At 71.0% G+C, this 22,935-nt stretch carries 28 protein-coding genes; 16 read left to right on the top strand and 12 right to left on the bottom strand.

Annotated elements, in window-relative coordinates; translation table 11 throughout:
- Window positions 1–44: 44 nt before the first annotated feature.
- From JOL79_RS14315 to ygfZ, 4 genes are all read left to right on the top strand, one after another.
- Window positions 45–740: a carboxymuconolactone decarboxylase family protein gene (locus JOL79_RS14315; protein WP_210156263.1), complete on the top strand. Its 696-nt coding sequence runs from the start codon at window positions 45–47 to the stop codon at window positions 738–740.
- Window positions 741–797: 57 nt separating this feature from the next.
- Window positions 798–1,292: a heme-binding beta-barrel domain-containing protein gene (locus JOL79_RS14310; RefSeq protein WP_210156262.1), complete on the top strand. Its 495-nt coding sequence runs from the start codon at window positions 798–800 to the stop codon at window positions 1,290–1,292.
- A gap of 346 nt (window positions 1,293–1,638) precedes the next feature.
- Entirely contained in the window at window positions 1,639–2,061 is a 423-nt protein-coding gene (locus tag JOL79_RS14305; protein WP_210156261.1) for a Fur family transcriptional regulator, read from the top strand.
- A 177-nt stretch (window positions 2,062–2,238) separates the two neighbouring features.
- Complete coding sequence (gene ygfZ, locus JOL79_RS14300; protein ID WP_210156260.1) at window positions 2,239–3,321, top strand: CAF17-like 4Fe-4S cluster assembly/insertion protein YgfZ; 1,083 nt, start codon at window positions 2,239–2,241, stop codon at window positions 3,319–3,321.
- 41 nt (window positions 3,322–3,362) lie between these two features.
- Here the strand turns inward: ygfZ and dtd are convergent, their stop codons facing one another.
- The gene (dtd, locus tag JOL79_RS14295) at window positions 3,363–3,788 is read right to left on the bottom strand and encodes a D-aminoacyl-tRNA deacylase (protein WP_210156259.1); all 426 of its coding nucleotides are present in this window, start codon (window positions 3,786–3,788) and stop codon (window positions 3,363–3,365) included.
- 44 nt (window positions 3,789–3,832) lie between these two features.
- Here dtd and JOL79_RS14290 point away from each other — a divergent pair, with 44 nt between their 5' ends.
- Together JOL79_RS14290 and JOL79_RS14285 are read left to right on the top strand one after the other, a co-directional pair.
- Entirely contained in the window at window positions 3,833–4,774 is a 942-nt protein-coding gene (locus tag JOL79_RS14290; RefSeq protein ID WP_210156258.1) for an asparaginase, read from the top strand.
- 78 nt (window positions 4,775–4,852) lie between these two features.
- Complete coding sequence (locus JOL79_RS14285) at window positions 4,853–5,824, top strand: magnesium transporter CorA family protein (RefSeq protein WP_210156257.1); 972 nt, start codon at window positions 4,853–4,855, stop codon at window positions 5,822–5,824.
- A 14-nt stretch (window positions 5,825–5,838) separates the two neighbouring features.
- On the opposite strand, the gene JOL79_RS14280 is transcribed toward JOL79_RS14285, so the two are convergent.
- From JOL79_RS14280 to JOL79_RS14260, 5 genes are all read right to left on the bottom strand, one after another.
- Window positions 5,839–6,168 (bottom strand): DUF2516 family protein, encoded by a 330-nt coding sequence (locus JOL79_RS14280; RefSeq protein ID WP_307848522.1) that lies wholly within the window; start codon window positions 6,166–6,168, stop codon window positions 5,839–5,841.
- A gap of 212 nt (window positions 6,169–6,380) precedes the next feature.
- A complete protein-coding gene (locus tag JOL79_RS14275) occupies window positions 6,381–6,743 on the bottom strand; it encodes a hypothetical protein (RefSeq protein ID WP_210156255.1) in 363 nt (120 codons plus the stop codon).
- Between the two features lie 3 nt (window positions 6,744–6,746).
- Window positions 6,747–7,181: a helix-turn-helix domain-containing protein gene (locus tag JOL79_RS14270; protein WP_210156254.1), complete on the bottom strand. Its 435-nt coding sequence runs from the start codon at window positions 7,179–7,181 to the stop codon at window positions 6,747–6,749.
- Between the two features lie 67 nt (window positions 7,182–7,248).
- The gene (locus JOL79_RS14265; RefSeq protein ID WP_210156253.1) at window positions 7,249–8,163 is read right to left on the bottom strand and encodes a M56 family metallopeptidase; all 915 of its coding nucleotides are present in this window, start codon (window positions 8,161–8,163) and stop codon (window positions 7,249–7,251) included.
- Window positions 8,160–8,516 (bottom strand): BlaI/MecI/CopY family transcriptional regulator, encoded by a 357-nt coding sequence (locus JOL79_RS14260; RefSeq protein WP_210156252.1) that lies wholly within the window; start codon window positions 8,514–8,516, stop codon window positions 8,160–8,162. Before JOL79_RS14260 ends, JOL79_RS14265 begins: the two co-directional genes overlap by 4 nt.
- A 51-nt stretch (window positions 8,517–8,567) precedes the next feature.
- Between JOL79_RS14260 and JOL79_RS14255 the strand changes: the two genes are divergently transcribed.
- On the top strand, window positions 8,568–9,086 hold the full coding sequence (locus JOL79_RS14255; RefSeq protein ID WP_210156251.1) for an O-acetyl-ADP-ribose deacetylase: 519 nt from the start codon (window positions 8,568–8,570) through the stop codon (window positions 9,084–9,086).
- A 22-nt stretch (window positions 9,087–9,108) separates the two neighbouring features.
- On the opposite strand, the gene JOL79_RS14250 is transcribed toward JOL79_RS14255, so the two are convergent.
- The 3 genes from JOL79_RS14250 to JOL79_RS14240 form a co-directional block, all read right to left on the bottom strand.
- Entirely contained in the window at window positions 9,109–9,651 is a 543-nt protein-coding gene (locus tag JOL79_RS14250) for a GNAT family N-acetyltransferase (RefSeq protein ID WP_210156250.1), read from the bottom strand.
- 68 nt (window positions 9,652–9,719) lie between these two features.
- Window positions 9,720–10,574 (bottom strand): class I SAM-dependent methyltransferase, encoded by an 855-nt coding sequence (locus JOL79_RS14245; protein WP_307848521.1) that lies wholly within the window; start codon window positions 10,572–10,574, stop codon window positions 9,720–9,722.
- A 21-nt stretch (window positions 10,575–10,595) separates the two neighbouring features.
- On the bottom strand, window positions 10,596–11,351 hold the full coding sequence (locus JOL79_RS14240) for an SDR family oxidoreductase (protein WP_210156249.1): 756 nt from the start codon (window positions 11,349–11,351) through the stop codon (window positions 10,596–10,598).
- A gap of 125 nt (window positions 11,352–11,476) precedes the next feature.
- On the opposite strand from JOL79_RS14240, the gene mshA reads away from it, so the two are divergent.
- From mshA to JOL79_RS14225, 3 genes are all read left to right on the top strand, one after another.
- Window positions 11,477–12,760, top strand: coding sequence for a D-inositol-3-phosphate glycosyltransferase (gene mshA, locus JOL79_RS14235; protein ID WP_210156248.1), 1,284 nt, complete (start codon window positions 11,477–11,479; stop codon window positions 12,758–12,760).
- A 26-nt stretch (window positions 12,761–12,786) separates the two neighbouring features.
- Window positions 12,787–13,272: a type III secretion system chaperone family protein gene (locus JOL79_RS14230; RefSeq protein WP_210156247.1), complete on the top strand. Its 486-nt coding sequence runs from the start codon at window positions 12,787–12,789 to the stop codon at window positions 13,270–13,272.
- A 61-nt stretch (window positions 13,273–13,333) separates the two neighbouring features.
- A complete protein-coding gene (locus JOL79_RS14225; protein WP_210156246.1) occupies window positions 13,334–14,077 on the top strand; it encodes a phosphoglyceromutase in 744 nt (247 codons plus the stop codon).
- A 73-nt stretch (window positions 14,078–14,150) separates the two neighbouring features.
- On the opposite strand, the gene phoU is transcribed toward JOL79_RS14225, so the two are convergent.
- A complete protein-coding gene (phoU, locus tag JOL79_RS14220) occupies window positions 14,151–14,810 on the bottom strand; it encodes a phosphate signaling complex protein PhoU (protein ID WP_210156245.1) in 660 nt (219 codons plus the stop codon).
- Between the two features lie 155 nt (window positions 14,811–14,965).
- Here phoU and JOL79_RS14215 point away from each other — a divergent pair, with 155 nt between their 5' ends.
- Window positions 14,966–16,108, top strand: coding sequence for a sensor histidine kinase (locus JOL79_RS14215; RefSeq protein ID WP_210156356.1), 1,143 nt, complete (start codon window positions 14,966–14,968; stop codon window positions 16,106–16,108).
- Window positions 16,105–16,794, top strand: a complete 690-nt coding sequence (locus JOL79_RS14210) for a response regulator (RefSeq protein WP_210156244.1) — start codon at window positions 16,105–16,107, stop codon at window positions 16,792–16,794. Before JOL79_RS14215 ends, JOL79_RS14210 begins: the two co-directional genes overlap by 4 nt.
- Window positions 16,795–16,982: 188 nt before the next feature.
- Here the strand turns inward: JOL79_RS14210 and JOL79_RS14205 are convergent, their stop codons facing one another.
- On the bottom strand, window positions 16,983–17,666 hold the full coding sequence (locus JOL79_RS14205; protein ID WP_210156243.1) for a copper chaperone PCu(A)C domain-containing protein: 684 nt from the start codon (window positions 17,664–17,666) through the stop codon (window positions 16,983–16,985).
- Window positions 17,667–17,922: 256 nt separating this feature from the next.
- On the opposite strand from JOL79_RS14205, the gene JOL79_RS14200 reads away from it, so the two are divergent.
- From JOL79_RS14200 to JOL79_RS14190, 3 genes are all read left to right on the top strand, one after another.
- A complete protein-coding gene (locus tag JOL79_RS14200) occupies window positions 17,923–18,405 on the top strand; it encodes a CarD family transcriptional regulator (RefSeq protein WP_030510364.1) in 483 nt (160 codons plus the stop codon).
- A 17-nt stretch (window positions 18,406–18,422) separates the two neighbouring features.
- Window positions 18,423–18,881 carry a 2-C-methyl-D-erythritol 2,4-cyclodiphosphate synthase gene (ispF, locus tag JOL79_RS14195; RefSeq protein ID WP_210156355.1) on the top strand — a complete coding sequence of 153 codons (459 nt, stop codon included), beginning with the start codon at window positions 18,423–18,425 and terminating at the stop codon, window positions 18,879–18,881.
- Between the two features lie 191 nt (window positions 18,882–19,072).
- On the top strand, window positions 19,073–19,342 hold the full coding sequence (locus tag JOL79_RS14190) for a GlsB/YeaQ/YmgE family stress response membrane protein (RefSeq protein WP_210156242.1): 270 nt from the start codon (window positions 19,073–19,075) through the stop codon (window positions 19,340–19,342).
- 135 nt (window positions 19,343–19,477) lie between these two features.
- On the opposite strand, the gene JOL79_RS14185 is transcribed toward JOL79_RS14190, so the two are convergent.
- Window positions 19,478–21,196, bottom strand: a complete 1,719-nt coding sequence (locus tag JOL79_RS14185; RefSeq protein WP_210156241.1) for a DUF2637 domain-containing protein — start codon at window positions 21,194–21,196, stop codon at window positions 19,478–19,480.
- Window positions 21,197–21,535: 339 nt separating this feature from the next.
- On the opposite strand from JOL79_RS14185, the gene cysS reads away from it, so the two are divergent.
- A complete protein-coding gene (gene cysS / locus JOL79_RS14180; protein WP_210156240.1) occupies window positions 21,536–22,930 on the top strand; it encodes a cysteine--tRNA ligase in 1,395 nt (464 codons plus the stop codon).
- Window positions 22,931–22,935: the final 5 nt, after the last annotated feature.

The following is a 22,935-nucleotide window of genomic DNA, read 5'->3' as shown; positions in this document are numbered from 1 at the left end:
GCCCTACAGTTGTAGCGCTACAGCCGTTCACACAAGGAGTGATCATGGAGTTTCCCTTCGACGGGCAGATCAAGGCGTGGGACCCGGTGTTCGCGGAGATGGGCGCGGCCACCGACCGCGCGCTATGGGAGGGGATCCCCGAGCTGACCGATCGGGAGAAGGTTCTGCTGTGCCTCGTCGCCGACGTCTGTCAGCAGACCCTCGGCCTGCCGTTCGAGCGGCATGCGACGATGGCGCTGGAGCACGGCGTCTCCGGTGATGACCTGCGAGAACTGCTGCGCTTCGTCTCCTACGACAGCGGGTATCCCGCCGCGCTCGCGGCGCTGGAGCGCCTCATGGAGATCGAGCGGCGGCTGGGAGTGACGGGTCCGCCGGGAGAGGGCCACGAGGTGAACGCGGACGGATCGGGCAGCCCGCTCCCCGGCCCGATGCGGCAGTCCGTCCGCGATCTCGACGCGCCCTTCGCGGACTACATGGAGCTGCAGTCCCGGATGCGGGCCGGCATGCGGCGACTGAGCGGCCGTGAGCGCGCCTTCGTCACCATGACCGTCGACGTCCTCTACATGACGCTGGAAGAGAGCTTCCGCGCCCATGTGAGCCGCGCCCTCAAGGCCGGCGCCAGACCCGACGAGGTCCGCGCCGTCGTGCGTTTCTCCGCTCTGTTCGGCATGACCCGGGCCTGGCGCGCTCTTCGCGTGCTCAACGAGCTCTTCACGGAGACCGGGTCCGTCTTCGCCTGACCGGGGCCTGGCCCGGAGGCGGCCGGCCGGTCCCGTGACGGTTCTAAGCTCGTCTGCATGGACGTACATCCCGACCTCGAGCCGATCGCCTTCCTCCTGGGCCACTGGGAAGGGGCCGGTGTGATCGGTTATCCCACGATGGAGAGCGCCAACTTCGGTCAGGAGGTGGACTTCGGGCACGTGGGCAAGCCGTTCCTGACCTACCGCAGCCGCACCTGGCTGCTCGACGCCGACGGGACCAAGGTGCGCCCGCTGTCACAGGAGTCCGGCTACTGGCGGATCCAGCCGGAACGCCGCCTTGAGGTGTGCCTGGCCCACCCGACCGGCATCGTGGAGATCTACGTCGGCGAGGTCGTCTTCCACAAGATCGAGCTGCACACGGACGTCGTCGCCCGCACCTCCACGGCCAAGGAGTACAACGCGGGTCAGCGCCTCTACGGGCTGGTCAACGGCAGTCTGATGTACGCCTACGACATGGCGGCCGTGGGGCATCCCCTTCAGTCGCACGCCTCGGCGGAGCTGAAGAAGGTCGCCGACTTCGTTCCCGAATAACGGGGGCCGGACATGGAAAAACCCCGGGCGTGCTCCGCTGTGGTCAGCGGGCCGGTTGGACCAAGGGAGAGGACGGGGAGTCCTCACCCACCGGCTGCCCGGGGTTTCGGTGTCTGTCGAGGATTCGCCGGGACGTCGTTCGACATCCAGACGGAAGGTCCAGATGGACGAGTCCTAGCGGACAGCCACCTCGCTAGCCCAAGAATGATCAACCATTGTTTGGACCACCTCCCTTCTGCGTGGTTTCACGCTATGTGAGGGGCTCCCGCGGCGCAATTGATTATGCGGACGGCGAATGCTCACCGGCTCCCGCCCGGGACCGGCCCCCGGCTCCTAAAATCTGAGCATGGCCGAGACATGGCACGAGGAGCTTCGGGCCCGCGGTTACCGGATCACCCCCCAGCGCCAGCTGGTGCTGGAGGCGGTCACCGAGCTCGGGCACGCCACCCCGGAGGACATCTGCTGCCGGGTCCAGGAGACGGCCAGGGGCGTCAACATCTCGACCGTCTACCGGACGCTGGAACTGCTCGAAGAGCTCGGCCTGGTCACGCACACCCACCTCGGCCACGGCGCGCCCACCTATCACCTCGCCTCCGAGGCCGACCACGTCCACCTCGTGTGCCGCGACTGCGGAGAGGTGAGCGAGGTGGCTCCCGAGCTGGTCGAAGACCTGGTCGCCAAGCTCGACACGGCGCTGGGGTTCGCGACCGACGTCCGCCACCTCACGGTGTTCGGCATCTGCCGCAACTGCCGCTCACCCAGGCCCTGAACCGCGCCCTGAACCACTTCGTGACCCGCGCCCTGAACCAGGCCCTGAACATGTCATGACCCGCGCCCTGAACCAGCCACTGGTCCGCTCGCCCGGCGCGGTCCGGCGCGGCCCCGTTGTCCACAGGCCCGACGGGCCCCGCCGCGCGAGCCGTACGTGACCGAATAGCCTTGAGCCATGCGCAGCCCATTGCTGGACACCCCGGGCGCCGTCGCGGGGCAAACGCCGGACGACTCCGTCGCGGCGCACTACGGCGATCCCTACGCCGAGCAGCGCGCCCTGGTCCGCGGCGAGGCCCTGGTCGACCGGAGCAACCGGGAGGTCGTCCGGATCACCGGCGCCGACCGGCTGAGCTGGCTCAACAGCCTCAGCTCACAGAAGCTCGACGCCCTCACGCCGGGCACGCCCACGCAGACCCTGCTGCTCGATCCCCAGGGCAGGGTGGAGCACCACCTGACGCTGGTCGACGATGGCGAGGCCGTGTGGGCGCACGTCGAGCCCGGCACGGCGGGCTCCCTCGTCGCCTTCCTCGACAAGATGCGCTTCATGCTGCGCGTCGAGGTGGCCGACGTCACCTCCGCCTACGCCGTGGTGACCGTGGCCGCGCCGGTCGCGTCCCCCGACGGGCCGCCCGTACGGCTCACGCCGCCCGACGGGGCCGTGGCCGTGGGCGGTGACCTGATCGTGCCCCGGGAGCGGCTCGCGTCGCTCCCCGAGGAGCTGGGCCTGCGCCCGGCCGGTCTGTGGGCGTACGAGGCGCTGCGCATCGCGGCCCACCTGCCCCGGCTGGGCTTCGAGACCGACCACAAGACGATCCCCCACGAGGTGGGCTGGATCGGCGAGGCGGTCCACCTGAGCAAGGGGTGCTACCGGGGCCAGGAGACCGTCGCCCGGGTCCACAATCTGGGTCATCCGCCGCGCCGGCTGGTCTTCCTGCACCTCGACGGCAGCGTCGACGTCCTGCCGCCGCACGGCGCACCGGTGACGCTCGGACCGGGATCGCCGGCGCGAGCCGTGCCCGACGGTCCGGAGCAGGGCCCGGAGGAGGGCGCCGCCGAGCCGGGACGGATCGGGTTCGTCGGCTCCTCGGCCCGCCACTACGAGCTGGGCCCGATCGCGCTCGCCGTCGTCAAGCGGACCGTGCCGGTCGATGCCGGCCTGCTCGCGGGCGGTGTCGCCGCCGCGCAGGAGGTCGTGGTGCCGCCGGACGCCGGTCGCAACGTCGCCATCGACCCCGCGCTGCGGCGGCGCGTCCGCTGACGTCGCGCCGCCTGCCCTGGGACGCCGGGGTTCGGCCGGGCTCAGACGTCGAGCACGAGGGTGATGGGGCCGTCGTTCACGAGCGCCACCTGCATGTCGGCGCCGAAGACGCCGGTCTCCACGCGGGCGCCGAGGGTCCGCAGCTCGGCGATGACGGTCTCCACCAGCGGCTCGGCGACCGGCCCGGGGGCGGCCGCCTGCCAGGTGGGCCGGCGGCCCCTGCGGGCGTCGCCGTACAGGGTGAACTGACTGATCACGAGCAGCGGCGCCCCGACGTCTGAGCAGGACTTCTCGCCGTGCAGGATGCGCAGGCCCCACAACTTGGCGGCGAGCCTGGCCGCCTCCGGCTGCCCGTCGGTGTGCGTGACGCCCACGAGGACGAGGAGGCCCGGCTCGTCGATCGCCCCCACGACCCGGCCGTCCACGGTCACCGACGCCGAGCTCACCCGTTGCACAACCGCACGCATGGCCCCGAATTCTGCCACGTTCCGCCCCTCATAGACTGCCCGTCATGTCCGAGATGGTGGTGGAAGTGGTCCGTTCCGGGTTCGTGGAGTCGGTCCATCGGGCCCGCGTGCACGTGGTCGACGCCGAGGGCCGTCCGATCCTGGTCCACGGAGACACGGGAAGCCTGGCGTCGCCGCGGTCGTCGCTGAAGCCGGTGCAGGCGCTCGCCATGGTCCGCGCCGGGCTGGGGCTGGAAGACGAGCTGCTCGCGCTCGCCTGCGCCAGCCACAGCGGCGAGCCGTTCCACCTCGACGGCGTACGGAAGATCCTCGCGGGGGCGGGGCTGGACGAGAGCGCGCTGCGCTGCCCGGAGGACCTGCCGCTCGACACCGCGGCCGCGCACCAGGTGATCCGCGAGCAGGGCGGGCCCGCCCGGATCTACATGAACTGTTCAGGCAAGCACGCCGCCATGCTGGCGACCTGCGTGGTGAACGGCTGGCCTCTCGACGACTACCGTCATCCCGGTCATCCGCTCCAGCGGGCGATCCGCGCCACCGTCGAGGAGACGACCGGCGAGCGCGTCGCGGCCACCGGCGTGGACGGCTGTGGAGCGCCGCTGTTCTTCGTGTCGATGGCCGGGGTCGTGCGGGCCTTCCGCCGCTTCCCGACGGCCGAGCCGGGCACTCCGGAGCGGCGCGTCGCCGACGCCATGCGAGCCTTCCCCGACTGGACGAGCGGGACGACCCGCCCTGAGGCGCTGCTGATGCGGGCGATCCCCGGCCTGATGGTGAAGGCGGGCGCGGAGGCGTTCGACGCCTTCGCGTACTCCGACGGCCGGACGGGCGTGGTGAAGATCGTGGACGGTGGCGACCGGGCCCGGGTTCCGGTAACCGTGGCGGCGCTGCGCGCCGCGGGTCTCGACGCCCCCGAGCTGTCGGGCCTGGCCACCAGGGTCCTGTTCGGCGGTGGTGAGCCGGTGGGAGAGATCCGGGTGCGGCCCGCCTGAGCCGCCTCGAGGGCGCGTCCGGAGGAAGGATCGGCCGCCCGGGTGAGTGAATCGGAAGCCTGGGTAGGCTTGCCCGTCATGGGACGCACCCGTCTGTACCGGAACGGGAGGCTCGAGAAGGAGGGCTTCCCGGTCTCCGAGGTGTCGGATCACATCCGGGATCCGTCCGCCGTGGTCTGGTTCGACATGTGCGCGCCGACCGAGGACGACCTGCTCGCCATCAGCGAGGAGCTGGGGCTCCACCGGCTCGCCGTCGAGGACGCACTCCAGCGCAGGCAGCGTCCCAAGCTCGACGTCTACGACAGCCACATGTTCATGAGCGTCTACTCGGTCGCGTTCGACCGGGACACGGGACGCCTTGAGGCCTTCCACGCCGCCGCGTTCATCACCGCCAACGCCCTCGTCACGGTGCGCGGCTCCGACGGGTTCTCGATCGACGAGGTGATGCGGCGCTGGGACGACGAGCCGAGTCTGACGGGGCATGGGGTGGCCTTCCTGGTGCACGGCCTGCTCGACTACGTCGTCGACAACCACTTCGAGGCCGTCGAGGCGGCCGACGAGCAGGTCGAGACGCTGGAGGAGGCCGTCTTCGGCGACCACCCGCTGGGCGCCGGAGACCAGCGCCGCACCTTCGAGTTACGCAAGAGCCTGGTCACGCTCAGGCGGATCGTGATGCCGATGCGCGAGGTCGTCAACACGCTGATCCGCCGGAACGGGAAGATCGGCGACAGCGAGATGGCGCCGTACTTCCAGGACGTGTACGACCAGGTGCTGCGGGCCGAGGAGTGGACGGATTCGCTGCGTGACCTGCTCGGCAACATCCGCGAGACGCACCTGACCATGCAGGGTAACCGGATGAACCTGATCATGAAGCGGGTGACCAGCTGGGCCGCGATCATCGCGGTGCCCACACTGATCACGGGGTTCTACGGCCAGAACATCCCGTTTCCCGGGTTCGGCCACACGGCCGGATTCTGGACGTCGACCGCGCTCATCGTCGTCGTGTCCGTCGTGTTCTACCGGGTATTCCGGTCCCGCGACTGGCTCTGACCTGTGGGGGAGACCTACCAGGGCCCGTACGGCCCGGCGTTGCCTCCACCGCGATACTCGGTGACGGCCGGCTTCACGTCGGCGAGGTAGATGCCGGCCGCGATGACCGCGGCGATCGTGAAGATGTTGGGCAGGCCCATGCCCATGCCGAGGTAGTTGACCGCCGCCGCGAACGTGAACAGGGTCGCGAAGCCCAAGATGATCAGCCAGAGCTGCTTCGTCTGCTTGCCCGCCGCCTGGAAGGCCCGCGAGGGGATCCGTATGGCGTGGACGAGCGCCCAGACGGACAGCAGGAAGGCCGCAATCGAGAGCAACCAGAAGACGAGACTCAGGACGCTGTTCACGGGCCCGAACATGGACTCTCCCAGGCGGTCACGATCGCTGACGTCCCCAGACTAGTGGGCCGGACCGACAGGTGCGGCGACCGCGATCGCGCCCGCCGCTGCCCGACCCACCGGGCCGGAACCCGTGGGAGCCGGGCCCGGCACGCGCGACGGCCCGTCCCCGGGTGTGGGGGCGGGCCGTCGGCGCCGATCCCGGCGCGGCCGTGCGAAGGTCAGCTACGGCTCGCGGTGGTCGTGCCGCGGCTGCGGGCCGCCGCCGTACGGCGGGCGGTGGACGGCGTGGGCTCGGCGCTCCTGGAGACCTCGGTGAGCTCAAGCGCGGCGTCGCCGCTCACCCGGCTGACGACCTTGCGTCCCCGGTCGGCCAGCTCCTCGTAGACCTTGTTCAGGCGCGCGGCGGCGGCGTCGGCGTACTCGCGGGCCTTCTCCGGCAGGTCCTTGGCGACGGACTCGGCCGCGCCCTGGACGGAGGACGCGTAGACGCGGGCCTTCTCCACGGCGTAGTCGCCCGCGCCGGTCAGCGCGTAGAACGGCTTCGACTCCGTGATCTTCTTCACCTCTGTGGTGATGGGCATGGGTTATCCTTCCCTCGTTTGCGGTGTGATGCCGTCGCGTGAGGGGACCGGGCCGTCCCCGAGAGGCTCAGCCGGTTGCGTCGGCTGAGCGGTGTCGGCCCGGTTCTCCTTACGGAACGATTCGTAGATGTCGATGAGCACCTGGCGCTGCCGCCCGGTGAGCGTCACGTCGCCGCGGATCGCGGCCAGCACGTCGCTGCCGGGCTCGCGGTCGTCGATCAGCCCGGCCTGCACGTAGAGCGCCTGGGCCGAGATGTGCAGCCCCTTGGCGATCTGGTTCAGGATCTCCGCGCTCGGCTTGCGCAGCCCTCGCTCGACCTGGCTCAGGTACGGGTTGGACACGCCGGCCTGAGCGGCCAGTTGGCGCAATGAGATCTTCGCCTGCTGCCGCTGCTGGCGGATGTACTCGCCGAGCGGGCCGACCTTGGGCAGTTCCATAGCCCCAGTCTGCCTCCTCGTGCTTGCAATTGCAAACACGGCAGACAACTCAAGCTAGCACCAAGGCTCAGCCGGGAATCACCCACAGAAGCGGGGCGGAGGTCGCCAGCAGGACCGACACGGCCAGGATCAGGAAACGGTGGTACGCCGGGAGCGCGGCGTCGGGCCGGACGAGCCGGTTGACCCGGGCCATCACGTTGGCGCTCGCGGACGCGCCGAGCGCGCCCTGCGGGGTCGGCAGCGCCGCCGCGGTGCCGAACCGCAGCAGCGCGGTCGCCAGACGGCGCGGGCAGCAGTGCCGGCGGGCCCGGTCGTCGGCCGCCATCTCGATCAGCAACTCGACCGACGCCTGCGCGTCCCTGACCAGCTTCGACCACGGCAGCGCCCGGCGGAGCGCGGCGAACGGCAACAGCACGAGGTCGTGGCGTTCGCGCACGTGCGCCGCCTCGTGCGCCAGGACGGCGTCCAGTTCGTCGCTGGACAGCAGGCTCAGCGTGCCGTCGCTGATCACGACCTGGGACCTCAGCCCGGGTACGCAGTACGCCGCGGCCCCGGGGAAGTCGACCACGCGGACGCCGGGCACGGCCGGCTCGTCGCGCGAGATCAGCGCGAGCAGCACGCGGTGCCGGTGACGGGCACGCACGGTCTGGACGGTGGCGGCGAGCGGCAGTGTCACCAGCACCGCCAGCAGCGCGAGGCCCGCGACCAGGGCGCCCACCCGCACCAGGTCCTGCGGTGCGCGCACGCCGTACTCGAAGGTCACGAGGAAGGAGGCGAGCCCGTGCACGACTCCACGCCGGTACGGCTCAAGCGCGTACGCGAGGAGCGCGCCGGTGGAGGCGAGTCCCCAGGTCACGCCGAGGGACTGCCACAGCAGGATCGCCGTGCGGGGGGCGCGCCACGTCCATCGCGCGGAGGTGAGCCGCCAGGCGCCCGCCGCGCAGGCCGCGGCGAGTGCAGCGAGGACAGCCGCCGCGATCACTGCTCCTCCAGCTCCGTGAGGGCTTTTCGCAGGATCTCGGCCTCGGATCCGGAGACGGCCCGGGCGAACCGGGTCAGCGCCGCGTCGCGGTCGCCGGTCATATCGAGGGCTTCGAGCATGAGCTCGGCGACGTACGCGTCGCGGCTCGCGGCGGGCTGGTAACGCCAGGCGCGGCCGTCCCGGGTGCGGTCGAGGAACCCCTTGCGGGACAGCCGGTCGAGCACGGTCATCACAGTGGTGGGGGCCAGATCGCGATCCTCGATCAGCCGGCCCACCTCGCGGGCGGTCAGCGGGCTGTTCTGAGCCCACAGGATGTCCATGATGGTGCGTTCGAGTTCGCCTAGTCCCTTCACGCCATTCAGCCTACCCGTAGTAGTACTACGAGCTGTAGAGAGGTGAGAGCCATGGAGATCGTCCTCGTGGAGGGGGACATCACGGAACAGCGCGTGGACGCGATCGTCAACGCGGCCAACTCGTCCCTGCTCGGCGGTGGCGGGGTCGACGGCGCGATCCACCGGCGGGGCGGCCCGGAGATCCTGGAGGAGTGCCGGGAGCTGCGGGCGTCGCGATACGGGGGAGGGCTGCCGACCGGGCAGGCCGTGGCCACGACCGCGGGCCGCCTGCCCGCCCGATGGGTGATCCACACGGTCGGGCCGGTGTACTCGCGCAGCGAGGACCGATCCCATCTGCTCGCCTCCTGCTATCGGGAGTCGTTGCGGGTCGCGGACGAGCTGGGCGCCGCCACCGTGGCGTTCCCCGCCGTCTCCACCGGCGTCTACCGGTGGCCCGTCGAGGACGCCGCCCGCATCGCGCTGTCAGCGGTACGGGGGCGGACCGCGGCCTCCGTCGTCGAAGCCCGTTTCGTGCTGTTCAGTTCCGCAGCCTACGCGGTGTTCGAGCGGACCCTGAGGGACTTGGGATAAGCATTCGGCCAAGTCCGCGGGCTCAGAGCCATTTGATCATGTAGATCTCGTCCCGCTCGTCACCGGGGGCGACCCGGATCGAGCGGGGCACCCGGCCGACCTCCCGGTAGCCGACGCTCGCGTAGAAGCCGTCGACCCCGGTGCCGCCCCGGCAGGTGAGCTGCAGCGCCTCAAGGCCGAGCGAGCGGGCCGCGTCGTCCGCGGCCAGCATCAGCTCCCGGCCGTACCCCCTGCCCTGGTGCTTGGGGTGGACCATGACCCGCAGCACCCAGCGCCAGTGCGCCCGCAGCCCCGACCCGTTGTCCGCGAGGATCAGCAGGGAGGCCACCCCGCCGTCGTCGTCGAGGCCGGCGAGCAGCGTGTCGGCGGCGTCCGGTGAGCCGCCGGAGCCGGGCAGGCCGGAGCCGGTCCGCGCGAGGGCGCGCTCGGCGGTCGGCCTGATGTCGTCCGGCTCCACGGGCGGCACGAACCCCACCGCCCCGCCCGCGTTGGTCACCTCGGCCCAGCAGGCGAGGATCTCCTCGAAGAACGGGGGAGTCATCCGCGGATTGACGACAAAACGCATGATCCCGACGCTATCAACCGCTTCGGAACGGCCGATGTCCGCCCGGTGGCCGCTCGGGCGAGGCCGGTTCACCCTCCGTGGGCCGTTCCGCGCGGTGCGACGGCCGGCCAGGGCAGGGTGAGCTCCCCGAGACGCCAGCGGGCCGGACCGCCGGTGGGCGGGGCGGTCGTCACCGGCCAGTCCCGGGCCAGCAGCCCGGCGGCGGCGATCCACCGCTGCCGGGCGCCGAATCCCGCGAGCGGGGCGCAGGTGGCCCAGGCGCGGTCCCAGTCGGCCAGGAACGCGTGCACCGGCTCGCCCGGCACATTGCGGTGGATCAGGGTCTTGGGCAGCCGCTCCGCCAGGGAGGAGGGCCGCTCGAAGCCGGTGAAGCGCGCGGCGAACGTGATGGTGCGGGGGCCCTCCGCGCCGAGCGCCGCCCACACCGCCCGATGCCCGACCTCCGAGCAGGTGCCCTCCACCACGACCCCGTCCGGGGCGATCCGGGCGCGCAGCGTGGCCCAGTGCTCCCACGCCTCGTCCTCGCCGTACTGCCTGAGCACGTTGAAGGCGCGGACCAGCAGCGGCGGGCGGGCCACCGGCAGCTCGAAGCCGCCGCGGGCGAACGACAGGCCCTCCCGCTCGTACGGCTTCGCCGCGGCGACCCGGGCGGGGTCGATCTCCACGCCGGCGACCTCGACCGTCCGGCACACCCGGCGCAGCCGGGTGAACAGCTCGTGCGTGGTGACGTGCGAGGCGCCGTACCCGAGGTCGACGACGAGCGGGGGCGGCCCGCCGGCCGGAAGGGCGGCGGACCGCAGCAGCGGGCCGTACACGGTCGCGATCCACCGGTCGGACCGCCGCAGGCGGTTGTGACCGGTGGTGCCCCGGGTGATCGTCCCGATCGGCCGGGCGGACCGTCTCCCGTCCGGCGTCGTTCTCACCCGTACCCCGCCGCCCGCGCGTCAGGCGCCGGTCGTCACGCGGTGGAGCTTGTACTGCGCGGCCTGCGCGCGCGGCCGGACCACGAGCCGGTCGATGTTCACGTGGGACGGCCGCGTCACGGCGAACACGATCACATCGGCGACGTCGTCGGCGGTCAGCGGACCGGGCACCCCCTCGTAGACCTTGGCGGCCGCCGTCGCGTCGCCGCGGAAGCGGGTGAGGGAGAACTCCTCCGTCATGACCATCCCAGGCGCGACCTCGACCACGCGCACCGGCTCGCCGCACAGCTCCAGGCGGAGCGTCTCGGTCATCGACGTCTGCGCGTGCTTGGCGGCGCAGTAGCCCCCGCCGCCCTCGTACGAGACCAGCCCGGCCACCGACGTGAGCATCACGAGGACGCCGTCGCCCGACTCGATCAGCTTGGGCAGCAGCGCCCTGGTCATCCGCAGGGTGCCCAGGACGTTCACCTCGTACATGCGCTGCCAGTCGTCGACCCGTCCCGAGGAGACCGGCTCAAGGCCGACGGCGCCTCCGGCGTTGTTGACGAGCACGTCGCACCGGTCGAGCGAGGCGGCCAGGGCGTCCACGGACTCCTGAGAGGTCACGTCGAGCGTCACCGGCCGGATGGCCGGAATCTCCGCGGCCAGCTTGTCGAGGCGGTCGCGGCGCCGCGCCGCCGCGACGACCTGAAATCCCTCCGCCGCGAGCCGGCGGGCCGTGGCCTCGCCGATGCCGCTGCTCGCGCCGGTAACCACCGCGATCTTGTTCGTCGTCACGGTCGTCGTCCCTTCGTTTCGGGGCAGGCGACATCCTCTCAGCACCCTCGCTGGGCCGCGCCTGACGGGGGTCGGGGAATCGTTTAAGCGATCTTTAGGTTATAACCCTCTCGGAGGTGGTTCGGGTGGCGTTCAAACGACGTGGGATCAACCGCGTCGCGACGATCAGCGTGCATACGTCCCCGCTTGACCAAGCGGGCACCGGAGACGCGGGCGGCATGAACGTCTACATCCTCGAGGTGGTGAAGCGGCTCGCCGCCCTCGGCATCGAGGTGGAGATCTTCACCAGACGCACCGCCAGGGATCTGCCCCCCGTGGTGGAGCTGTCCCCCGGCGTCCTGGTGCGGCATGTCACCGCCGGGCCGTACGAGGAGCTCGACCGGGCTGATCTCCCCGCCCAGTTGTGCGCCTTCCTCTCGGGGGTCCTGCGCACCGAGGCGATGTACGACCCCGGCCGCTACGACGTCATCCACTCGCACTACTGGCTCTCCGGGCAGGTCGGCTGGCTCGCCAAGGAACGCTGGGGGGTGCCGCTCGTCCACACCATGCACACGATGGCCAAGGTCAAGAACCTGCTGCTGGCCGAGGGCGACCGGCCCGAGCCGGCCAGCCGGGTGCTGGGCGAGGAGCAGGTGGTCGAGGTCGCCGACCGGCTGGTGGCCAACACGAGGGCCGAGGCGGAGGAACTGATCCAGCTCTACGCCGCGCCGCCCGACCGGGTGGCCGTCGTGAACCCCGGGGTCAACCTCACCGTCTTCCAGCCCGGCTCCAAGGCCGCCGCCCGGACCCGTCTGCGGCTGCCGGATGACGCCCACGTGCTGCTGTTCGTGGGCAGGATCCAGCCGCTCAAGGGGCCCGACGTGCTGTTGCGGGCCGCCGCCAGGATGCTGGACGACCGGCCCGAGCTGCGCTCGCGGCTGGTCGTCGCCTGTGTGGGCGGGCCGAGCGGCAACGGCCTGGCCCACCCCTCCATGCTCACCGACCTCGCCGCCGAGCTCGGCATCTCCGACGTCGTACGGCTGGCGCCGCCGTCGCCGCAACACGAGCTGGCCGACTGGTACCGCGCCGCCGACATCACCGTGGTTCCCTCGCACAACGAGTCCTTCGGACTGGTCGCCCTGGAGTCGCAGGCCTGCGGCACCCCCGTGGTCGCGGCGTCGGTCGGCGGGCTCCGCACGGCCGTGCAGGACGGCGTGTCGGGCCTGCTGGTCGAGGGGCACGACCCGCACGACTGGGCCCGGGCCCTGGACGGGCTGATCGAGCATCCCGGCCGCCTCCGCGCGCTCGCCGCCAACGCCGTCACCCACGCCACCGCGTTCGGCTGGTCCGGCACCGCGGCCCGCCTGGTCGAGGTGTACGCCGGCGCCATGGCCCAGCTGCACCACACCCCGATCGCCGTCATCTCGTAGACCGGGCCGGCTCGTAGGCTGGGCCTATGAGAGCCGATCTGGAAGGCGTGGTCGAGTCCGCGCTCACGTCAGCGGAGCTGTCCTACGAGCGGCCCCGGCCCGGCGCGTTCCTGGTGCGGCTGCCGGGCCAGCACAAGCTCGCCACGCTGACCTGGCTCGTCATCGGTGACCAGGCCCTGAACGTCGAGGCGTTCTTCTGCCGGCAGCCGGACGAGAACGACGGCGAGTTCTACCGGTGGCTGCTCCACAAGAACGGCTCCATGTACGGGGTGCACTTCGCGGTCGACGCCGTGGGCGACGTCCACCTCGTCGGCCGGATCCCGCTCACGGCGGTCACGGAGGAGGAGATCGACCGCGTCCTCGGGTGCGTCCTCACCTACTCCGACGAGTCGTTCGACCGGGCGTTGGAGATCGGCTTCGCCTCCTCCATCCGCAGGGAATGGGAATGGCGGGTCAAGCGGGGCGAGTCGCTGGCCAATCTGCAGGCGTTCGCCCGGCTCATCGATTCGTAAAGGCAGGTCCGGGCACCCGGCGCATCCAGGTGAAAAGCCGATCGCCGTTAGGATTGGCGCCATGGCGACTTTGGTGCTGCTGAGGCATGGCGAGAGCGAATGGAATGTAAAGGGCCTGTTCACGGGCTGGGTGGACGTCACCCTCTCGCCGACGGGTGAGGAGGAGGCCCGGCGCGGCGGGGCGCTGCTGCTGGAGGCGGGCATCCGCCCTGACGTGGTGCACACGTCCGTGCTCACCCGGGCGATCAAGACGGCGAACCTCGCGCTTGAGGCGGCCGACCTGCTGTGGCTCCCGGTGCGGCGTTCCTGGCGGCTGAACGAGCGTCACTACGGCGCCCTGCAGGGCAAGGACAAGGCGCAGACCCGGGCCGAGTTCGGCGACGAGCAGTTCATGCTGTGGCGCCGGTCGTACGACGTCCCGCCGCCGCCGATCGCCGACGACGACGAGTACTCCCAGCGCGGCGACGGCCGCTACGAAGTGCTCCCGCCGGAGCTGCTGCCCCGGACCGAGTGCCTCAAGGACGTCGTCCAGCGCATGCTGCCGTACTGGTACGACGAGATCGTCCCCGACCTCGCCGGCGGCCGTACGGTGCTCGTGGTGGCGCACGGCAACTCCCTGCGCGCCCTGGTCAAGCACCTGGAGGGCATCGGCGACGAGGACATCGCGGGCCTGAACATCCCGACCGGCATCCCGCTGCGCTACGAGCTGGACGCCGAATTCCGGCCCCTGGGCAAGGGCGAGTACCTCGACCCCGAGGCCGCCGCGGCCGCCATCGAGGCCGTCGCCAACCAGGGCAAGAAGTAACCCCCTCATCCGAGAACGACGAAAGCCCCGGCCCCCCGAGGACCGGGGCTTTCGCGCCCCCTTGGCGGCTTGGTCAGCCGGTGGTGAGGTCTTCTTCGCGGGTGCCGGTGACGAGGTAGACGACGTCACCGGCGACGCGGACGGCGTGGTCGGCGTAGCGCTCGTAGTAGCGGCCCGCGAGCGTGATGTCGATGGCCGCCTCGATGCCGTGCTGCCAGTTCTTGGAGAGCAGGACGCGGAACAGCCGCCGGTGCAGCCGGTCCATGTCGTCGTCGTCCTTCTCCAGCTCCTTGGCCAGCTCGGTGTCGCGCGACGCGATGCAGCTGCCGGTCTTGGTGATCAGGTTCTCCGCGATCGCACCCATCTCCACCACGGTGCCGCGGAGCTCGGCGGGGATGGCGGATTCCGGGTGGCGCATCCTGGCGATCTTCGCGATGTGCTCGGCCAGGTCGCCCATGCGTTCGAGGTCGGCGGCCATCCGGAGGGCGGTCACGACCGTGCGCAGGTCGACCGCGACGGGCTGCTGGAGCGCCATCAGCTCGTATATCGAGGACTCGATCTCGCCGTAGAGGCGGTCGACCTCGGCGTCCTGCGAGATCACGCTCTCCGCGAGCTGCAGGTCGGCGTCGAGCAGGGCCGTGGTCCCGCGGGACATGGCGGATCGGACGAGACGGGTCATCTCGACCAGGCGATCCGTGAGGGCGGCCAACTGTTCGTGGTAGGCGTCGCGCATGGCCGCAACGCTACGCGCGCAATCATGAACGAACCTCTACCGTCGGATGAACATTTTCGGAAAGAGCATGGTCGTCGCTGGTAGGAGCAGACCGACGGCCTGAAACGCCACCTAGCATTTCTTATGTGAACGAGTTACTGGCGAGCCTTGTGGCTATGGGCGGGTTCGTCCTGGGCTCCTTCGTCATGCTCGCGATCCGCCGGCAGACCGAGAAGCGGGAAACGCCCTCGGAAGCGGTGGACGAGGGCCTGCCACCGGGCGTCGCCTCGGTTCTCGCGGTGCTGCCCTCCTCGGCCGTGGTGCTCGACCGGGAGGACCGGGTGCTGCGGGCCAGCTCCGCCGCCCGCGCGTTCGGGCTGGTACGGGGCGAGTCCCTGATGGCGGCCGAGCTGCTCGCCATGGCCAGGAAGGTGCGCAGGGACGGCGAGATCCGCGAGAGCGAGATCGAGACGGCCGGCCGGAAGTTCGGCCAGGAGTCCACGACCTTCGCCGTCCGGGTGGCGCCGCTCGGATCCCACGGGCAGGTGCTCGTGCTCGCCGAGGATCAGACGGAACGCCGCCGGGTGGAGGCCGTACGACGGGACTTCGTGGCGAACGTCAGCCACGAGCTCAAGACCCCCGTCGGCGCGCTGAGCCTGCTGGCCGAGACCATCCAGGACGCCGCCGACGACCCCGAGGCCGTACGGCGCTTCGCCGGGCGCATGCAGCACGAGGCCGCCCGGCTGACCTATCTCGTACAGGACCTGATCACGCTGTCCCGCATCCAGGGCGGGGAGCCGGTGCCCGCGCCGGGACCCGTGCCCGTCGACGAGGCCATGCACGAGGCCATCGACCGGTGCAACACCAAGGCCTCGGCCAAGGACATCACGCTCGTGGCCGGCGGCACCGAGGGCCTCAGCATCTTCGGCGACGACGAGCTCCTGGTCACCGCGCTGCGCAATCTGATCGACAACGCCGTCGCGTACAGCCCGGAGCACACCCGGGTGGTGGTGAGCGCCAGGCCCGCAGGCGACTGCGTCGAGGTCAGCGTGAGCGACCAGGGCATCGGCATCCCGGAGGGCGCGCAGGAGCGCATCTTCGAGCGGTTCTTCCGGGTCGACGCCGCGAGGTCCCGGGCCACCGGCGGCACCGGGCTCGGGCTCGCGATCGTCAAGCATGTGGCCGTCGCCCACGGCGGCGAGGTCACGGTGTGGAGCAAGGAAGGCTCCGGATCCACCTTCACTCTTCGCCTACCCGCGTTCGGCGGTCAGGCGGTCCCCGTACCCCGCACAACAATCCCTCTGGAGGCCGCTCAGTGACTCGGGTGCTCGTGGTGGAGGACGAGGAGTCGTTCTCCGACGCCTTGTCGTACATGCTCAGGAAGGAAGGGTTCGAGGTCGCGGTGGCGGCCACCGGTCCCGAGGCGCTCGACACATTCGACCGGAACGGCGCCGACCTGGTGCTGCTGGACCTGATGCTTCCGGGGCTCCCCGGCACGGAGGTGTGCCGCTCGCTGCGCCAGCGGTCCAAGGTGCCAGTGATCATGCTGACCGCGAAGGACAGCGAGATCGACAAGGTCGTGGGGCTGGAGCTCGGCGCCGACGACTACGTCACCAAGCCGTTCTCCTCCCGCGAACTGGTCGCCCGCATCCGCGCCGTGCTGCGTCGTCAGGGCGACATCGAGGAGATCGAGTCGGCGGTGCTCGCCGCGGGCCCGGTCCGCATGGACGTCGACCGGCACATCGTGGCGGTGCGCGGCAACCAGGTGCAGCTCCCGCTGAAGGAGTTCGAGCTGCTGGAGGTGCTGCTCCGCAACGCGGGCCGGGTGCTGACCCGGGGCCAGCTGATCGACCGCGTCTGGGGAGCCGACTACGTGGGGGACACCAAGACGCTCGACGTGCACGTGAAGCGCCTGCGGGCCAAGGTCGAGGCTGACCCGTCCAACCCCCGGTGCATCCTCACCGTCCGAGGGCTCGGCTACAAGTTCGACCCCACGGAGGAGTGACGTCCCCGTACGCGTGACGAAGGCCCCCGCCCCGGGAAAGGGCGGGGGCCTTCGTCACGTAGGGCCCGCGAACGCCTCGCAGGTGCCCTGTGGGCTTCGCGGGCCCTCTTCTGGCTCGCGGGCCTCTTACCCGGGCCCTGCTGGGCCCACTGGCTCTACGGGGCCTCTCCTGGTCCTCTACTGCGCCTCTACTGGGCGGCGGGGCTCGGCGGGGCCTCCGCGCCGCCTGCGCTCTCGGTGCCCGTCCCGGTCTCGGCCGTCGCAGTGGCGTCGGTCGCGGTCCCCGTGGGCGACAGCGAGGCGAACGGGTCGCCGGTCGGCGTGGCCGCCGGAGAGGGCGCCGGGGACAGGGTGGCGTACTCGCGGCTGCGGGCGATCACGGGCACCGCCAGGGAGATGTCACCGGCGTTCTTGAACTGGAGGGTGAGGCGCAGGGTCTCACCGCCGCGCAGCGGCTGCTTGATGCCGTCCACGGTGACGCCGGGGGTCTTGGCGAGCGTGCCGGGCTCCAGCGCGACGGGGGCCGGGACCTTGGCCGACGCGGCCTGCTGCTGGTCGGCGACGATCCCGGTCAGCGTGTCGGGCGTCCCCGTGCTGTTCAGCATCGTGAGGTAGACGGCGGCCGACCCGCCGGCGGCGATCTGGCTGCCGGGCTCAGGCCCGAGGATGAACGCCTGCGGGATCATGACGCCGTTCTCGCCGTAGCTCTTGCCGCCCGAGCCGTCGTCCTTGATGAGGACACCGGCCTCGTTCGGGGCGTACGGTGTGTTGGTGTTGGCGCCGAAACCCGCGCCGCACGCGGCCAGTGCAGGGATGGCGGCGGCGAGGAGCGCGGCAATGGCGATCGCCCTGCGACGGCTGCTGCTGGTCACGGTTCGAGCTCTCCTTGGTGCGCACGTGTATGGGCAGGCATCACCTTATCCGCGCCGCTCCGCGGTCCCGCGTCGGCTCCCGGTGTGAGGGGGCAGGCATGCAGGTCACCCGGTATGTGAAATATGTCGATTCACATAGTCGACCGGTTGTCAAGTCCCAAAACGAGGCTTTGACCTGCAGTTATGTTCCTTTCACTGTTCCGGGAGGCAGGAACCGCGTGGTACCCTGGAGTACAGCGGAAGGGGTACTCGTCACATGACTTTCCAGGTCGGCGACACTGTCGTCTACCCCCACCATGGGGCTGCTCGTATCGAGGCCATCACGACCCGAACCATCAAGGGTGAGGAAAAGACCTACCTGGTGCTGAAGGTCGACAAGGGCGACCTGACCGTACAGGTGCCAGCGGAGAACGCCGAGCTCGTGGGTGTGCGCGACGTCGTCGGTCAAGAGGGGCTTGAGCGCGTCTTCGACGTGTTGCGCATGCCTCACACGGAAGAGCCCACCAACTGGTCCCGCCGCTATAAGGCCAATCTTGAGAAGCTGGCGTCCGGCGACGTCAACAAGGTGGCCGAGGTCGTCAGGGACCTGTGGCGGCGCGACAAGGAGCGCGGCCTGTCCGCCGGTGAGAAGCGCATGCTGGCCAAGGCGCGGCAGATCCTCGTGAGCGAGCTCGCGCTCGCCGAGAAGACGAACGAGGACAAGGCCGAGGCTCTCCTCGACGAGGTGCTGAACTCCTGAGCGTGACATTGCCAAGGGTGGGCGTCGGTGTCGACGTCCACCCTTTCGCTTCGGGCCGGGAACTTCACCTGGCCGGGCTGCACTGGCCGGGCGAGACCGGCCTCGCCGGGCATTCTGACGGCGACGCGGCGGCCCACGCGTGCTGTGACGCCCTGCTTTCCGCGGCGGGGCTCGGCGACCTCGGCGCCGTGTTCGGCACCTCCGATCCCCGGTGGGCCGGCGCCGCCGGCGTCGCACTGCTTGAGGAGACCGCGCGGCGCGTGCGCGCCGCCGGCTTCGAGGTCGGCAACATCGCCGTCCAGATCATCGGAAACCGTCCGAAGCTCGCTCCCCGGCGCGCGGAGGCGGAGAAGGCGCTGGGGGCCGCCGCGGGTGCTCCGGTGAGCGTGAGCGCCACCACAACGGACGGCTTGGGCCTCACCGGGCGCGGCGAGGGTGTCGCCGCCATCGCCACCGCCATCGTGTTCAGCCGGTGATTGAGCCGTTCGCACCGGACATGGCAACCGGAATGCGGCCAGCGGCGTCTCACTAGCACGTGGACGGCGGCTCGAACCAGGCGCGGAGTCGAGCCGCCGTCCTCTTTTTTCTTTCATGGGACGCATATTTCCCCGGCATGGGGTAGCCACCTGTTCGAGAGTGAAAGGGTCACCCTCAACGGGAGGTCGATATGACAATCGAGTCCATTCTCGGCGCCATCGTCATCGGTGCGGTCATCGGCGCTCTTGGGCGTCTGTTCCTGCCGGGTCGCCAGCCCATCGGCTGGATCCTGACGATCGTCGTCGGAATCGTCGCGGCGCTGATCGGGACGGCCATCGCGCAGGTCATGGGAGTGGAGACGACGCCGGGGATCGACTGGATCGAGCTGATCATGCAGGTCGTGCTCGCGGTCATCGGTGTGGGCGTCGTCGCCGGCATCCGCGGACGCTCGCGCGTGTGACGCGGCTGTGACGCGGCGATGAGGACGGCCGCGGGCCACCCGGCCACGCCGGCCTCATCCGGCCTCGCCCGGTAAGCGAACGAAGGCCCGTCCGGGGTGACCCCCGGACGGGCCTTCGCCCTGTCGCGACCCGCGTCAGGAGGGCGGGCGGGGCGTGCTGCGCATCCGGCCGGAGGGTGGCGCGAGCGGTACATCTCGCTTCCCCTCCCCGTTTCCGTGTTCGGCCGCGTCCGGGGCGTGTTGGTCGTGCGGCTCGCGCCGCGCCCGCTGCTCCTCCGGGTCGGCTACGTCCGCCGTGTGGGCCGGGTCGGGCGTCCCGCCGGATGCGGGGTCGGCCTCGGCGGCCGGATCCGTCAGCTGGCGCATGGGCTTGGTGTCGATCCCGGATTCGTCGGAGTGGGCGTCCCGGGAGTCCATGTCCGGGGAGCCCGAGCCCGGGGAGCCCGAGCCTGGGGAGCCTGCGCCTGGGGAGCCTGCGCCTGGGGAATCGGCGCCTGGGGAGTCGGCCGTGCGCACGGGGTCCGCGGCGGCGGGCTCGGGGACAGGCGGGATGTGGACCCCCGGAGGAGCGGGCTTCGGGTGCACCAGCACGTCGCCCACGTTGGGTCGTACGAGATCCCCCCAGCGGACGGGACGGTCACGGCGCGGAGCCCCCGGCCGTGTGGGGCGCGGTGTGACGGGCGCGGCAGGGGACATGGCAGGAGGGGTGGCGGCGGCGGGAGCGGTCTCGGCGGACGTGGTCGTGGGGGGTGTCTCCGGCTCCGGCGTCGCCGGTTGAGCGTCCGGCTCCTGCGGTGCGGGAGACGCGACCTCCGGAGACGCCACCTCCGGAGACGCGGCTTCTGAGAGCGCGGTGTCCTGAGGGAGTGCGGCCTCAGGGAACGCGGGGGTCTCCGGGAACGTGGGGGTCTCGGGCGGCGCGGTGGGGGCCGGGAGCAGGGGAGGCGCCTCGGTCCGGTGCGGCATGCTGGGGACGTCGGTCTCGGCGCCCTGGAGACCCCGGACGGGCCGAATCTCGTGGGACTCCTGGACGTCCGGGACATCCGGAACGGGCGTGACGTCCAGGCTCTCCTGGTCGGCCCGGAAGCCCGGAGTTGGCGACACGTCCGGGACCGGCTGGGTGTTGTCCTGCACGGGCTGGGCCCCGGCGACAGGCTGGGCGTCCGGCGTGGACTGGAGGTCGTCCGTGATGGGCTCGTCCGTGATGGGCTGCGTGTCCTCGGCAGGCCGGGCGAGCTCCATGGGAAGTCGCGCCGCAGTGGGCGTAACCGGTGTACCCGGCGAGACCGCCGGGGCCGCTGGTGCGGGCGTGTGCCGTTCCCGCTCTCCCCGGAAGGGGACGAGGTCGTCCGCGTCGGAGTCGTCGTCCAGGTCGGCCCTGGACGCCCGGGCGTGTTTGAGGAGGATCAGCAGCAGCCACAGGCCGACGGCCAGCATGACCCAGGGAACCAGCGCCACGCCGACCGCGGAGCTCCTGGAGTCGATGGTCGTGCCGGCGGCGGTCGTGACCGCCGCCGCGGCGGCCGCGACCAGCAGCACGAGCAGCACGAGGCCCGCCTGCAGCCGTACGAAGAGGCGGCCGCCCCGCAGCAGGGGGACCGTGATCAGGGCGACCACGAGCAACACGTCGAACGCCGTCGGATACAGGTAGGCGAGGCGCGGCTCGGCGTGGCCGGCGATCGCCAGGGCCCGCAGGTTGTCGAACGACAGAGCGCATGCGGCCCCGGCAAGCACCGCGAGGGCGAGCGCCGCGAGGCCGATGGCCAGGCGGCGCAGCACCAGCGGGATTCCGGGGGGCACAGATGAGGACGGGCGGGAGGCCATGCCAACCGCGCCGGGGGGAGTCACGTCCATGGCGTTTTCGAGCCTACAGAATCGGGTCGTCGGAACGATCGCGCCGCACGGCCGTGTCCCGGCCCTGTTTCCGCGGCCATGACGGCCCGTCGAACGGCCGATCGACGGGCTCTCGCTCACCTACGCGGTGGGTCGCGGCGACGGGATCATCCCGGCAACGAGAAGGTCATTGTCGGGATCAGTCCAGAGAAGGGGTAATTGCGGTAAACGGCCGGTCGTTCGAGGGCGGGGCTTTCGGACCGGGAAGTTCGCCCCATAGAGGGCGTAAAAGCCGCGCCGACGCCTTCACGGCTCGACAAGTAGGCCTGTGCTGCGCCGGTAGGCGTTAGCCTTGCGTTTGTGAGCCTGCACCTCTACGACACCAGCACACGCACGGTCCGTGAATTCGTACCGGTCGAGCCCGGCCGGGTCTCGATCTACCTGTGTGGTGCGACCGTCCAGGCTCCGCCGCACATCGGCCACATCCGTTCCGGCGTTAACTTCGACGTGCTGCGGCGGTGGCTGACGCGGCAGGGCTACGACGTGACCTTCTGCCGCAACGTCACCGATCTCGATGACAAGATCATCCGGGTCGCGGCGGACGAGGGCGTTCCGTGGTTCGTCGTGTCCGAGCGCAACCAGCGTGCCTTCACCTGGGCGTACGACCAGTTGGGCTGCCTGCCGCCGACCGTCGAGCCGCGCGCGATGGGCCACGTCCCCGAGATGATCGAGCTGATGCGGCGGCTCATCGACAAGGGCCACGCCTACGCCGCAGGCGGCGACGTCTACTTCGACGTGGTCTCCTACGCCGACCGGTACGGCAAGCTCTCCAACCAGAAGCTGGAGAACATGCGGGCGGCCGCCGACACCGACACCGACTCGCTCAAGCACGACGCTCGCGACTTCGCCCTCTGGAAGGGCGCCAAGCCCGGGGAGCCGACCTGGCCGACGCCGTGGGGCCGCGGACGGCCCGGATGGCACCTCGAGTGCTCGGCGATGGCCACCAAATATCTCGGCGGCACGTTCGACATCCACGGCGGCGGCGTCGACCTGATCTTCCCGCACCACGAGAACGAGATCGCCCAGTCGCAGGCCGCCGGTGACGGCTTCGCCCGCTACTGGCTGCACAACGGCCTGCTGACGCTGGGCGGCGAGAAGATGAGTAAGTCGCTCGGCAACTCGCTGCTGATCCCGGCGATGCTGCGCAAGGTGCGGCCGGTCGAGCTGCGCTACTACCTGGTGGCCGCCCACTACCGCTCGGCCATCGACTACTCCGACGAGGCGCTGCAGGAGGCCGCCGCCGGCTACCGGCGCATCGAGGGCTTCGTCACGCGTGCGGCGGAGGTGATCCACGACGTGGACGCCGCGGCTCCGCTGCCGCAGGCGTTCACGGACGCCATGGAGGACGACCTCAACGTCTCCCAGGCCCTGGCCGTGATCCACGAGGTCGTCCGCGAGGGCAACGTGGCGCTCGCCCAGGGCAACAAGGAGCAGGTCGCCCGGCTGCTGGCCGAGACGCAGAACATGCTCGACGTTCTCGGCCTCGACCCCCGTTCCGAGCAGTGGCGGACCACGGGTGACTCGGGGCTGCGAGAGGTCGTGGACGCGCTGGTCGCGGTGGCACTGGAGCAGCGGCAGGCCGCCCGGGCCCGCAAGGATTACGCGGCGGCCGACGCGATCCGCGAGCAGCTCGCCGCCGCCGGTGTGATGGTCGAGGACACCCCGCAGGGGCCTCGTTGGGAGCTGGCACGGTAGGCGGG

It is taken from the genome of Microbispora oryzae (assembly GCF_017896165.1).
GTDB classification, from domain to species: domain Bacteria; phylum Actinomycetota; class Actinomycetes; order Streptosporangiales; family Streptosporangiaceae; genus Microbispora; species Microbispora oryzae.
This window is presented reverse-complemented; position numbering and strand designations above follow the sequence as displayed.

What these genes read in the sequence shown, in the direction of transcription:
- ygfZ (WP_210156260.1), top strand. Translation starts at nt 2,239, where the DNA reads ATGCGCAGCCCATTGCTGGACACCCCGGGCGCCGTCGCGGGGCAAACG.
- JOL79_RS14275 (WP_210156255.1), bottom strand. Translation starts at nt 6,743, where the DNA reads ATGCCCATCACCACAGAGGTGAAGAAGATCACGGAGTCGAAGCCGTTC.
- JOL79_RS14315 (WP_210156263.1), top strand. Translation starts at nt 45, where the DNA reads ATGGAGTTTCCCTTCGACGGGCAGATCAAGGCGTGGGACCCGGTGTTC.
- JOL79_RS14270 (WP_210156254.1), bottom strand. Translation starts at nt 7,181, where the DNA reads ATGGAACTGCCCAAGGTCGGCCCGCTCGGCGAGTACATCCGCCAGCAG.
- phoU (WP_210156245.1), bottom strand. Translation starts at nt 14,810, where the DNA reads ATGCGCGACGCCTACCACGAACAGTTGGCCGCCCTCACGGATCGCCTG.
- dtd (WP_210156259.1), bottom strand. Translation starts at nt 3,788, where the DNA reads ATGCGTGCGGTTGTGCAACGGGTGAGCTCGGCGTCGGTGACCGTGGAC.
- JOL79_RS14215 (WP_210156356.1), top strand. Translation starts at nt 14,966, where the DNA reads ATGGGCGGGTTCGTCCTGGGCTCCTTCGTCATGCTCGCGATCCGCCGG.
- JOL79_RS14285 (WP_210156257.1), top strand. Translation starts at nt 4,853, where the DNA reads ATGGGACGCACCCGTCTGTACCGGAACGGGAGGCTCGAGAAGGAGGGC.
- JOL79_RS14310 (WP_210156262.1), top strand. Translation starts at nt 798, where the DNA reads ATGGACGTACATCCCGACCTCGAGCCGATCGCCTTCCTCCTGGGCCAC.
- JOL79_RS14230 (WP_210156247.1), top strand. Translation starts at nt 12,787, where the DNA reads ATGAGAGCCGATCTGGAAGGCGTGGTCGAGTCCGCGCTCACGTCAGCG.
- JOL79_RS14290 (WP_210156258.1), top strand. Translation starts at nt 3,833, where the DNA reads ATGTCCGAGATGGTGGTGGAAGTGGTCCGTTCCGGGTTCGTGGAGTCG.
- JOL79_RS14185 (WP_210156241.1), bottom strand. Translation starts at nt 21,196, where the DNA reads ATGGACGTGACTCCCCCCGGCGCGGTTGGCATGGCCTCCCGCCCGTCC.
- JOL79_RS14305 (WP_210156261.1), top strand. Translation starts at nt 1,639, where the DNA reads ATGGCCGAGACATGGCACGAGGAGCTTCGGGCCCGCGGTTACCGGATC.
- JOL79_RS14200 (WP_030510364.1), top strand. Translation starts at nt 17,923, where the DNA reads ATGACTTTCCAGGTCGGCGACACTGTCGTCTACCCCCACCATGGGGCT.
- JOL79_RS14250 (WP_210156250.1), bottom strand. Translation starts at nt 9,651, where the DNA reads ATGCGTTTTGTCGTCAATCCGCGGATGACTCCCCCGTTCTTCGAGGAG.
- JOL79_RS14190 (WP_210156242.1), top strand. Translation starts at nt 19,073, where the DNA reads ATGACAATCGAGTCCATTCTCGGCGCCATCGTCATCGGTGCGGTCATC.
- JOL79_RS14255 (WP_210156251.1), top strand. Translation starts at nt 8,568, where the DNA reads ATGGAGATCGTCCTCGTGGAGGGGGACATCACGGAACAGCGCGTGGAC.
- JOL79_RS14225 (WP_210156246.1), top strand. Translation starts at nt 13,334, where the DNA reads ATGGCGACTTTGGTGCTGCTGAGGCATGGCGAGAGCGAATGGAATGTA.